General features: G+C 58.1%; 12 protein-coding genes. 4 read left to right on the forward strand and 8 right to left on the reverse strand.

What is annotated here, in order from left to right; all coding sequences use genetic code 11:
- Positions 1 to 10: 10 nt before the first annotated feature.
- From LG290_RS14895 to LG290_RS14915, 5 genes are all read right to left on the reverse strand, one after another.
- A complete protein-coding gene (locus LG290_RS14895) occupies positions 11 to 535 on the reverse strand; it encodes a DUF1269 domain-containing protein (protein ID WP_160418123.1) in 525 nt (174 codons plus the stop codon).
- 127 nt (positions 536 to 662) lie between these two features.
- A complete protein-coding gene (gene yejK, locus LG290_RS14900; protein WP_160418125.1) occupies positions 663 to 1,658 on the reverse strand; it encodes a nucleoid-associated protein YejK in 996 nt (331 codons plus the stop codon).
- A 49-nt stretch (positions 1,659 to 1,707) separates the two neighbouring features.
- The gene (locus LG290_RS14905; protein ID WP_160418127.1) at positions 1,708 to 2,469 is read right to left on the reverse strand and encodes an ABC transporter permease; all 762 of its coding nucleotides are present in this window, start codon (positions 2,467 to 2,469) and stop codon (positions 1,708 to 1,710) included.
- The gene (locus LG290_RS14910; RefSeq protein WP_499835461.1) at positions 2,469 to 3,416 is read right to left on the reverse strand and encodes an ABC transporter ATP-binding protein; all 948 of its coding nucleotides are present in this window, start codon (positions 3,414 to 3,416) and stop codon (positions 2,469 to 2,471) included. Before LG290_RS14910 ends, LG290_RS14905 begins: the two co-directional genes overlap by 1 nt.
- Before the next feature lie 84 nt (positions 3,417 to 3,500).
- Entirely contained in the window at positions 3,501 to 3,779 is a 279-nt protein-coding gene (locus tag LG290_RS14915) for a peptidylprolyl isomerase (protein ID WP_499835462.1), read from the reverse strand.
- A gap of 184 nt (positions 3,780 to 3,963) precedes the next feature.
- On the opposite strand from LG290_RS14915, the gene LG290_RS14920 reads away from it, so the two are divergent.
- Together LG290_RS14920 and LG290_RS14925 are read left to right on the forward strand one after the other, a co-directional pair.
- Positions 3,964 to 4,812, forward strand: coding sequence for an exopolyphosphatase (locus LG290_RS14920; protein ID WP_499835463.1), 849 nt, complete (start codon positions 3,964 to 3,966; stop codon positions 4,810 to 4,812).
- Positions 4,813 to 4,921: 109 nt separating this feature from the next.
- Positions 4,922 to 6,115, forward strand: a complete 1,194-nt coding sequence (locus LG290_RS14925) for an NnrS family protein (protein ID WP_499835464.1) — start codon at positions 4,922 to 4,924, stop codon at positions 6,113 to 6,115.
- A gap of 38 nt (positions 6,116 to 6,153) precedes the next feature.
- Here the strand turns inward: LG290_RS14925 and moaB are convergent, their stop codons facing one another.
- Together moaB and LG290_RS14935 are read right to left on the reverse strand one after the other, a co-directional pair.
- Positions 6,154 to 6,744 carry a molybdenum cofactor biosynthesis protein B gene (gene moaB / locus LG290_RS14930; RefSeq protein WP_499835465.1) on the reverse strand — a complete coding sequence of 197 codons (591 nt, stop codon included), beginning with the start codon at positions 6,742 to 6,744 and terminating at the stop codon, positions 6,154 to 6,156.
- The gene (locus tag LG290_RS14935; protein WP_160418135.1) at positions 6,741 to 7,073 is read right to left on the reverse strand and encodes a DUF1244 domain-containing protein; all 333 of its coding nucleotides are present in this window, start codon (positions 7,071 to 7,073) and stop codon (positions 6,741 to 6,743) included. The genes moaB and LG290_RS14935 overlap by 4 nt, the downstream gene beginning before the upstream one ends.
- 148 nt (positions 7,074 to 7,221) lie before the next feature.
- Here LG290_RS14935 and mobA point away from each other — a divergent pair, with 148 nt between their 5' ends.
- Entirely contained in the window at positions 7,222 to 7,830 is a 609-nt protein-coding gene (gene mobA, locus LG290_RS14940) for a molybdenum cofactor guanylyltransferase MobA (RefSeq protein ID WP_499835466.1), read from the forward strand.
- Here the strand turns inward: mobA and LG290_RS14945 are convergent.
- A complete protein-coding gene (locus LG290_RS14945) occupies positions 7,827 to 9,107 on the reverse strand; it encodes an MgtC/SapB family protein (protein WP_160418139.1) in 1,281 nt (426 codons plus the stop codon). The genes mobA and LG290_RS14945 overlap by 4 nt on opposite strands.
- A 203-nt stretch (positions 9,108 to 9,310) precedes the next feature.
- Between LG290_RS14945 and ftsH the strand changes: the two genes are divergently transcribed.
- Positions 9,311 to 11,239, forward strand: coding sequence for an ATP-dependent zinc metalloprotease FtsH (gene ftsH / locus LG290_RS14950; RefSeq protein WP_499835467.1), 1,929 nt, complete (start codon positions 9,311 to 9,313; stop codon positions 11,237 to 11,239).
- Positions 11,240 to 11,309 lie beyond the last annotated feature (70 nt).

Raw genomic sequence — 11,309 nt, forward strand, 5'->3', positions numbered from 1 at the left:
CAAGCCTGGGTCAGCGGCCCTGGCCCAAGTGCGCTTTCTTTTCTCGGGAAGTCACTTTATCGATCACCACTTCGGGATGATGGCGGCGAATCACCGCTCGATAGTCACCTTCGCGGTCATCGGGAACATCCGCCATCATCAGCATGGCGCCGCCCTTGATGGGTTTCTCGAACTCGCTGATCTTGACGTCATGCACCGAAACACCCAGCATCGTACTGGTCCAGACCCCGAACAGCGCGCCGAAAATCGTCATGCCCACCAGCATCCAGACCAAGTTGGTGCCTTCGAGTATGTAATGGATGACAAGACCCAATACCGCGCCTATCGCCCCCCCTATCACCAGGCCGCGCTTAGACGCATTGGCGACATCGGTGGTCTGGATAAGCGTGGCAGTCGGCACGCCTTCCTTTTCCAGCGGTCTCCAATCCTTGCCCAGAACATGCAAGTGGTCCTTGGTCAAGCCCATGGCATTGAGCTCATTGGCGATATTGGACGTGGTTTCCTTGTCGGGGATCAGAAAATACAGACGTTGCATGGCCTCTTACTCCTTATCCTGCCACGCCGAGGCGTGGCCCAAGATGATCTTGTTGTTCTTTGTAGAGCAAGCCCTCTGAGGACAAACCTCCTGCTGGATGGTTTACATTCATATCAGCACGGCTCGATCAACGCCGTTTAAGCTGATCACGCAACTGGGTTGGAACCTTCTTGATGATCAGCCGATCCTGCGCTTCGTCATACTCGATGCTTGAGCCTAGCAAGTGCGAATCGAAGCTGATCGAGACGCCGCCGGCGCGCCCTGTAAAACGCCGAAACTGGTTCAACGTACGCTTGTCGGGCGGGATCTCCTCTGCCAAACCATAGTCGGCATTACGGATGTGATCAAAAAACGCCTTGGGCTTTTGCTCGTCGACCAGCCCGGAAAGCTCTTCAAGAGTGATCGGCTCGCCACGGCGCAACTGCTCATCGGCATAGCCTACCAGGGCGTCGGTTTTTTCACGGCTGGCCGCGTCGTCGAAGTCTTCCTGCTCCACGTAGTCGCTGAAGGCCTTGAGCAAGGTGCGGGTTTCGCTGGGCGCATCGATACCTTCTTCCATTCCCAGAAGCTCGGCCATCGCCTCGGCGAGTTTCTTGCCGCCACGATCCTTGAGAAACGACACATACTGGGCCTCAGGGGCCGCGTTTTGCCATTGCGTCAGGTTGATGCGTGCCGCCAGGGTCAGCTGGCCGAGATTGAGCTGTGCGGCGGGCACCGCCGTGTGGCTGTCGTCGATACCGATACCGTGGCGCTGGTGCACAAGCGCCAGGCTCAGGGTTTCAGTTTCGCCTTGGCGTGCATGGCCGAATATCAGATAACCCCCCACGGCAAGACGCTCTTCAAGCACCCGGCACAGCCGCTCGCCGATCTCATGGCTGAGCTGGGAAAAGTCCTGGTCACCGGCCAGATAAGCGGCCAACCAACCGGAAAACGGGCTGGCGCCCTCGCCTTCCACGAAGCGACCCCAGCCCTTGGGCTTGGTGTTGTAGGCATCGCTGACCGCCGCCATCAAGTCATCCATCACGGCGCTCGAGGGATGCGCCTGCGGCGCGGCGTGGAGTTTCAAACGATCGCCTTCAGCGCTGGGCTCAAGGCGATGCACTATGCTTTGCAGTAACGGCATGACTCACTCGGCTAGAACGAACGGTAGGTGGGCAAGAACGGACGGCGGCTTACGGCTTGAGGCGATAGCCGGTGCGAAATATCCAGCTGATCAGTGCCAGGCACACGCCCAGAAACAGCAGAATCATGGCCACACTGGCCGCCAGGCTGACATCGCTGGTGCCATAGAAGCTCCAGCGAAAACCACTGATCAAGTAGAGCACCGGGTTGAACAGAGTCACGCCTTGCCAGAACGGCGGCAGCATGTCGATGGAATAGAAGCTGCCCCCCAGAAACGTCAGGGGAGTGATCACCAACAGTGGCACCAGCTGCAGTTTATCGAAACCGTCGGCCCAGATGCCGATGATGAAGCCCAATAGACTAAAGGTGATCGCGGTGAGCACCAGAAACGTCATCATCCACAGCGGATGCGCAATCTCCAACGGCACGAAGAAGCCGGCGGTGGCGAGTATGATCAAGCCCAATACCACCGACTTGGTCGCCGCCGCCCCGACATAGCCGATCACGATTTCCAGATAGGAGATGGGGGCCGACAGCAGCTCGTAGACGCTTCCCGAAAACTTGGGAAAGAAAATGCCGAAAGAAGCATTCGAGACACTCTGGGTCAGCAGCATCAGCATGATCAGGCCGGGCACGATGAAAGCCCCGTAACTGATGCCATCGATCTCGCTGATTCGTGACCCGATAGCCGCCCCGAACACCACGAAATACAACGAGGTGGAAATGACCGGCGAGACAATGCTCTGTAACAGGGTGCGCCGGGTACGCGAAAGTTCCGCCATGTAAATGGCACGAACGGGATAGAGGTTCATCAACGCTCCTTGACCAGGTCGACGAAGATATCTTCCAGTGAGCTCTGGCGGGTATGCAAATCCTTGAAGACGAGACCGGCCGCCTCAACGTCGGCCAGAAGCGCAGAAATAGTACTGCTTTCCTGGCCTTCCGCACCGCCGGTCCGAGAGGCATCGTAAGTGTAGATCAGCTCGCTGCCATTGGCGGCAAGTTGCAGGTCATAGGCGGCAAGAGCCAGCGGCACGCTATCCAGCGGCTCGTGCAGGTGCAGGGCCAGCTGCTTACTGCCCAGCTTGCGCATCAGGGCGGCCTTATCTTCCACCAGCACGATTTCACCGTTGTTGATGACGCCGATACGGTCGGCCATTTCCTCGGCCTCTTCAATGTAATGCGTAGTGAGAATAATGGTTACCCCGCTTTCGCGCAGCTGGCGCACCACATCCCACATCTCACGGCGCAGCCCGACATCCACGCCGGCGGTGGGCTCATCCAGAAACAGAATGCGCGGCTCATGAGACAGCGCCTTGGCAATCAGCACCCGGCGCTTCATACCCCCGGAAAGCGTGATCAGGCGATTATGGCGTTTGTCCCACAGGGTGAGCGATTTGAGTACGCGTTCGATATGCTCTGGATCGGGCGGCTTGCCGAACAGTCCGCGGCTGAAATTGACGGTGTTCCAGACCGTTTCGAAGGCCTCGTTGGTCAATTCCTGCGGCACCAGGCCGATACGTGAGCGCGCCTCTCGGTAATCGGCCCGGTTATCGAAGCCGTCCACCACTACCTGACCGCTCGTGGCATTGACCAGCCCGCATATCACGCTAATCAGAGTTGTCTTGCCTGCGCCATTGGGACCGAGCAGGGCAAATATTTCGCCCCGCTGAACGTCTAGGTCAATCTGTTTGAGCGCCTGGAAGCCTCCCTCGTAGATCTTGTTGAGGGCACTGACACGGATGATTGGTTCGCTCAAGACAAACTCCCATCGACCGCGGCGAAACCGCCACGGTCGAGTAGTGTAGTGGTACAGGAAACGTTTACCGCTCTCCGACTAGCGTCAAGTACGGCTGGTGACTTCCAGCAAGTGATAACCGAATTGCGTCTTCACCGGGCCTTGAACCTGGTTCAGGTCGGCGCTGAATACCACCTTATCGAACTCCGGCACCATCTGACCGGGGCCGAAGGAACCCAATTCACCGCCCTGCTGGCCGGAGGGGCAAGATGAGTGCTGCTTGGCCACTTCGGCGAAGTCCTTGCCATTCTCGATCTCTTGCTTGAGGGCGATACATTTGTCTTCGCTGTCTACCAGAATGTGACGTGCGCTGGCCTTTGCCATGGGATGCTCCTGTGTTTAGTTACGTGATCGTTTTACGAGAAAGGGCTAACAACTACTCCCCAAGCTTACCATGCAAATCGGCTGGGATTCGGCCTGGCGTTGTGTCCCTGAATTCTCCAGCATGTTTCACGCCCCTGTCCGGACTGCTATCTTCTTGTCACTTTCGTTTACCCGAGGATATACGATGCCGACCTCCGATTTCTCCCCGCATGCTCATCAAGGCTATTCGCAATTCCGCCTGGTTACCCGTAGTGATTTCGATGAGCTGGTGTGCAATGTACTGCTCAAGCACTTGAACTTGATCGATGAGATTACCCTCGCGCATCCTAAGGACATGCAGGACGGCAAGGTCGCCATTGCGGACGCTCCCTCGGCGGCACGTCTAGTGTGGCAGCAATACGGCGGCCATGACGCCTTTCCGGCGCGTTGGGACGCCATGATTGAAGCCGTGGATAAAGGCGATTCCGCCCAGTTCAACCGGCAGGAAATTCTCGCCCCCCAAGGCTGGGTGTTGCTCAATTTCATCATGGATGCAGGCACCGGTCTCGAGCGTTTCCGTGAGTTTCGCATTCCCCACTATCAGCTGATGATGCAACTGATCGATTACTGTCGCGACCATAGCATCGAGCAGATCCTCAGCCTGCCGGATGTGCGTGAACGGGTGAAACTCTACCGCGACCATGAAGACAAGGCCAAGGAGCAGATCGAACGCTGCGCCAGCGTGCACGACAACCTGGTGGTGCTCGACTTTCGCGAGCAAGACCCGATCTATGCCACCAACCGTTTCGTGATCTACGCCCTCTATCCCCAGTGCAATATTTCCATCAACCAGACGTGGGGACTGAGAAAACACAATACGGTGCTAACTATCGGCAAATCGATTCTCGACTGCTCTAGCAACACCCATGTCGGTGAACTGTGTCTGGCCTACGACGGTGACGGCCATCTCGACGCCGGTACCTGTCAGATCGACAACCACCAGGCCGACGCCACGCTCCAGGATATTATCTTGCGCATCAATGCCGACGGCTAACGCTGAGACTCTGATCTGACGAGGCTCAGTTTTATTGATGTTAGTCATGGTCGTCAGGGCGTAATTACGTCACCATGCCGATACCTTACTGAATCACTCAGGTATCGCCATGCAAGCTCCTTTCCGATTCGCTCAAGTTCCCCTGCTGGGTTTGGCATTTCGCCCCTTCTTCTTGCTGGGTGCCGCCTTTAGCATTATCTCGCTACTGATATGGCTGGCCTTCTGGCACGGTAACATCTGGTTGCGCCCTTATGGCGGCTTGGTGTGGTGGCACCAGCACGAAATGATTTTCGGCTTTGCAGCGGCCATTATTGTCGGCTTTTTGCTCTCGGCGGTACAAAACTGGACAGGCAAACGCAGCCTGCATGGCGGCCCCCTGCTTGGCCTGGTGTCGGTGTGGCTGGCCGCGCGCCTGCTGCTGGCATTTCCCATGGGCATACCTGCCGCTTGGCTGATTGCGCTGGATGTCGCCTTTCTTCCTCTGGCCGCTGTGGTCGTGGGAGCCTTGGTGGTTTCAGCCAAACGTTGGCGCAACCTGATCTTCCTGCCGGTACTCACGCTTCTGGCCTTGGCCAATCTGGCCATGCACCTGGGCTGGGTATGGGGGGATGCCACCCTCATTCGCGATGCTGCTTACCTGGCGGTACTGCTGATCGGCCTGCTGATGGTAGTACTCGGCGGGCGTGTGATTCCGTTTTTCACCTCACTCAAGCTGGGCCGCCCACAAGTGGCAGGCCTCCCGCGACTGGAAGCCGCGACGCTAGGCAGCACTGCCCTGGTCGTGGTCTTGCAAGCGTTAGTAGTGATCGGTATGCCGGTGCCCGCGGTCTTGCTCGCGATAGTCTTGCTGGTGGCAGCCGTTACCAACGGCATTCGCCTGGCACGCTGGGAGAGCCTGCACACCCGGCATGAAGCGCTTCTGTGGGGGCTTCATCTGAGTTATGCCTTTATCGTGATCGGGCTTGGCATGTGGGCGCTGGCACTACTGGGTGCATGGCGGGTGGAACTGGCCGTCCATGCGCTGACCATCGGCGCCATCGGCGCCATGATGCTGGCAATGATCTCGCGAGTGTCCCTGGGCCATACCGGGCGCCCGATACGCACCTTGCCGGGCATCGGCTGGGCATTGGCGCTCTTGTTCCTCGCAGCCGTGCTACGCGCTCCGCTTCTGGCATTGATGCCGCAACTGAGCCACTGGGTTTACAGCATCAGCATTCTGGCCTGGTGTGTGGCTTACGCTATCTTTTTGGTGCACTACAGCTGGCCGCTTGTCACCCCACGAAAGGATGGTAAAGAAGGGTAGGGTGGGTTTCAACCACCCCTGAACCACACAAGCCATCTTCATCCCCCGGCAATGGGGCGGCCTGAGGATTTCCGAGCATCACCGCCAAGGCTCTCTCCCTGTGACGTCCAGTCATGTCGGCCACGCTCGGGAATCACCAGGTTGGCAAAATTACACGGCTTATGGCGACTATCCAGCTGCGTCAACAGAATGCCATCCCAGGCAGTGCGGCAGGCACCGGTGGAACCCGGCAGGCAGAACACCACGGTGGCATTGGCAAGCCCCCCCAGGCAGCGGCTCTGAATGGTGGAGCTGGCCACTTCCTGGTACGACAGCTGACGAAACAACTCACCAAACCCCTGGATCTGCTTGTCGAGCAACACTGCTACTGCTTCCGGTGTGGAGTCACGCCCGGTAAAGCCAGTCCCCCCGGTGGTCAACACTACCTGCACTTGAGGGTCGGCGATCCATCCGGCGACCACGGCCCGAATCCGGTAGACGTCATCGGGCACAATGCGCTTTTCCACCAGCTGATGCCCGGCAGCGGTTAGCCGCTCGACAAGCACCTGGCCGCTGCGGTCTGTGTCTTCGGTACGCGTATCGGAAATGGTGAGTACCACGACGTTGAGCGTATCCATCGGCTCGGTCATTGCGTCTGCTCCTGTTCCTGGGCGGCTTTTCGCGTTTGGCGATCCTCGAAGGCAGCCAGTTGCTCCGGAGTGGCTTTCTGTTGGTGGTTGTCTTTCCATTCAGCGTAAGGCATACCGTAGACATGCTCACGCGCGGCATCGTAATCCAGGTCGGCACCGCGTTCATCGGCGGCGCTCACCAACCACTTGGAAAGGCAGTTACGACAGAAATCCGCCAGGATCATCAAGTCGATGTTCTGCACTTCCTTGTGCTCGTCGAGATGCTGGAGCAAGCGACGAAAGGCGGCGGCTTCAAGCTCGGTACGGGTGGCGTCGTCAAGATGCTGCATGGAAAATCTCCCGCTGTTTAGATGGCAAATAGGTGTGGCAATCAGATTGCACTCAGCTTAACAAAAGACACAGGAGCGACCACCATGATCGTTGTCTCAGCTATTGTTCAGACACTTGTTCATCTCGCATTCACCTGGAGGCGCATCGATGATTTCCCGCGCTGAGCTGACCGGTCTGATTCTGGCCGGCGGCAAAGGCCGTCGTATGGGCGGTCGCGACAAGGGCCTCGAATTGCTCGCTGGTCAGCCGTTTGTGGCCCATGTGCAAAACCGCCTCACCCATCATGTGAGCGAAGTGTTGATCAACGCCAATCGCAACCTTGAACGCTACGCCGACTTCGGCGACCGGGTGATCGTCGATAGCGAAGGCGGATTTCTAGGGCCGCTGATGGGCATTTATACCGGCCTCCGGGCCGCCTCTACCCCCTGGGTCGTGGTGACGCCCTGTGATACCCCGGCGCTGCCCACGGACCTGGTGGCTCGCCTGGTAAACGGCATTGGCGAGAACGACATCGCCGTGGCCGATGACGGCGAGCGCCTGCATCCGGTGGTGGCACTGATTCGCACCACCCTGGCCGATGACCTCGAACAGGCCCTTAGCCAAGGTGAGCGCAAGGTCGAACGCTGGCAGGCGCGCCACGCCTGGTGCCGAGTGGATATGTCAGATTGCGCCGAGGCGTTTACCAACCTTAACAGCGAAGCCGACAAACGCAGGTTGTCGTTGAAAGAGGCAGGGGCAACGTTCACGAACATCTAAACCAGCCAAGCCATCAACAACCCTACCGCAAGCGACAGCAGCATGGGCAAGGCCACACGCCTGCCCAGCTGGTAAGTGCCGACGAACGTGGACAGCCCTGTCTTGAACAGGTTATTGGCTGAGGCAGCGATCACGATGCCCAGTACTGCCGTCCCTCCCTCTATGGTGGTCAGCGACATACGCGATAATGACAGGGTGATGGGGGCCACATCAGCAAGTCCGGACGTGGCAGCCAGCAGATAGACGCCGGTTTGACCCAATACCTCCCGTAGCCACTCTCCCAGTACCAGAATCAACGCCAGCAGCGCGCCGAGCAGTAAGGCAATGCGCAGCTCCAGGGGGTTCTGGGTCAGGGTAGGCCTATCCACCTTGAGCTTACGATGCTGGGTGCGCCAGATAAAAAATGCCGGCATATACAGGGCCAGCCCCATCAGTAGAACAGGAGGCGTCAACGTGGGTAACAGGGCGGGGTTGATCAAGACGGTATAAAGTAAAATGCGCGGAAACATGGTGCCGCAGGCTAGCAAGATGCCTACTGCCAACATCGGTTCCAGATCAGGGTTCCGGCGCGACTGGCGCGCGTACTGCAAGGTCAAGGCGGTGGATGAACTGAGACCGGCAAACAGGCCAGTGAATAGAATGCCTTTTTCGGTGCCCCCGAGGCGGATGGCGAAATAGCCGACAAAGGAAATCGAGGCGACCAGCACCACCAGCCACCAGATATGATAAGGATTAAGCACCCCGCCCGGGCCCATGTTCTCGTCCGGCAACAATGGCAACATCACCACGCTGATCAAGAGTAGCTTGAGCCCCGCATCAAGTTCATGCGACTGCAATTTGTACAACAAGCCGTGAATTTCTCGCTTATTGTCGAGAATCACAGCGGTAATCACCGCGCAGGCCGTGGCCAAGACAAGGTCGATCGCCACCGCAATAGCGCCGAAGCAGAAGGTCAGTAACAACCCTATCATGCCAGTAATGCTGTAATTTTGAGTTTCGACTGCATGCGCTCGCCATGCCACCAGACTAATCCCGGCCACCGCTAAAAAAATCAGCGGAAAGGCCCAGGGAGTGAGCGCTTGCGAAAGCAGCGCGGCAATTCCCCCCAGCAGTCCCACCAACGCATGGGTACGAATACCCGCTACTCGCTGCCCGGCTTTCTGTTCGCGAGCCACCCAGCCACGCTCGATCCCGATTAAGGTGCCCAACAACAAGGCCACGACCAAGCGAATGGCGGTCTCGTTGGTGGCAAAAAATTGCTGTGTGATGTCATCCATGAGGTGCTGCTCGCTAGGTGGCAGTGGCTGTTTTATGCCAAGGTAACAAGGTGTTCCGTGCAAGATGGGCCTACGCTGGAGGTAGTCTTCCAGTAAATACACAGCGTTGCCAGCATCGCCGCTGCCTGCAATGGCTAAATTGCCTCGCAGTGGCATGTCAAAGAAAACACACACCATCCTATTCAACAACCACGGGGGTTGCCATGTCCGAAACCGACCGCAGAACCTCATCGTCTCCAACGGATTCACGCTCAGAAAAGCGGGAAGAAAAGCGCTCACCTTTCCAGAATGAACCCACAGGCGCCGGAAATCAGTGGCTGCTATTCCTTTGGCTAACGCTGGGTATTTTCCTGGTATTCAATTACTTCGATGCCGCCGAACAGCAGAGCCAGGTGGAACTCACCTATTCGGAGTTTCTTGACGCTGTGGATGCCGGCCACATCGCGGAGGTCACTTTACATGGCCAGGACGTGGAGGGAAGCTTCAGCGAAGCCGGCCGGGAAGCCCGCGAGGCCGAAGAGGTCGAAACCTTCGAGACTATCCGCCCGGATGTCGAAAGCACCCGCCTGCTGGAGCGCCTGGAGACCAATGGCATCGAGATAGCCGCCAGGCCAGTCGACCCGCCTTGGTGGCAGCGCATGCTGATGGGGGTATTGCCGTGGGTGCTGTTTCTCGGGTTGCTGTTCTGGTTTTGGAATCGAATGCAGCAACGCGCCATGTCGGGGGGTGGCGGCATTTTCAGCATGGGGAAATCCAAGGCGCGCCAAGTGCGCAGCGAAGACAGCAAGGTACGCCTGGATGACGTGGCCGGCTCGGAAAACGCCAAGCAGGATGTCATTGAGGTGATCGATTTTCTCAAGCACCCGCAACGCTTTCGCGCGTTGGGTGCCAAGATCCCCCGCGGCTTGCTGTTGATGGGCCCGCCCGGCACCGGCAAGACCCTGATGGCCAAGGCGGTGGCCGGCGAGGCCGAAGTCCCTTTCTTCAACATCAGTGGCTCGGAGTTTATCGAAATGTTCGTGGGTGTCGGCGCCTCCAGGGTGCGCGACATGTTCCAGAAAGCCAAGGAACAAGCCCCTTCGGTGATCTTCATCGACGAACTGGACTCCATCGGCCGTTCACGCGGAACGGGGATGGGGGGCGGCCATGACGAGCGCGAACAGACATTGAATCAGATTCTCGCCGAGATGGACGGCTTCGAAGAAGGCGAGTCGGTAGTCGTGCTGGCGGCCACCAACCGTCCGGATGTGCTGGATTCGGCACTGCTGCGTCCAGGGCGTTTCGACCGCAAGATCACCCTTGAAAACCCTCACCGCGATGCTCGCCGCGAGATAATGGAAGTGCATACCCGCAAGATGCCACTAAGCGATGATGTCGACCTGGAACGCCTGGCCGAGATGACCACCGGCTTCTCCGGGGCGGACCTGGCTAACCTGGCCAACGAAGCAGCTCTACTGGCAGGGCGCCGTGAACAGAAGGAAGTCGACTGGAAGTGCTTTTCCGATGCTCGCGACCGGCTGTTACTGGGCGAGGCCAAGGACGTCGGGCTCTCAAATGAAGAGCGTCATCTCGTGGCCTACCATGAATCCGGCCATGCCCTGCTGGCTTATCTGCTACCCCATGCAGATCCGCTCGAGAAGATGTCCGTGCTACCGCGCGGGCGTTCGCTAGGTGTGACAGCCCAAGTGCCCGATGAAGACCGCTACAACTATCAGGAGTCTTATCTACGCGACCGTCTCACGGTGATGTTCGGCGGGCGCTTGGCGGAGTCGGTGGTCTTCGAGGAAACCAGCAGCGGCGCGGAAAATGATTTGCAGCAAGCCACCCAATTGGCGCGGCGCATGGTGGCGCGCTGGGGGATGAACCAACGTGTGGGGCCGATGATGTGCGCCCAAAGCCAGGATCACCTTTTCCTGGGCAAGGAAATAGCACAACAGCGCGAACATAGTGAAGAGACCGCCAATCTGGTCGACGAGGAGATTCGAGGCCTGCTGCAGGAAGTGGAAGAGCATGGCCGTGAATTGCTCAAACAGCATCGTAAGGCACTGGACGCGCTCGCTTCAGCGCTGGAAAAACATGAAACCCTAGATGCCGAGGAAATCCACGAAATACTGCATAAAAACACGGCGTAAACACAGAGGTTAATTCGTTTGAGTACTGGTCAGCTGTGCTGCTGCCGGCTGGCCGGGTTAAATAGTCGAG

Source organism: Halomonas sediminis, assembly GCF_044871105.1.
GTDB classification, from domain to species: domain Bacteria; phylum Pseudomonadota; class Gammaproteobacteria; order Pseudomonadales; family Halomonadaceae; genus Vreelandella; species Vreelandella zhuhanensis.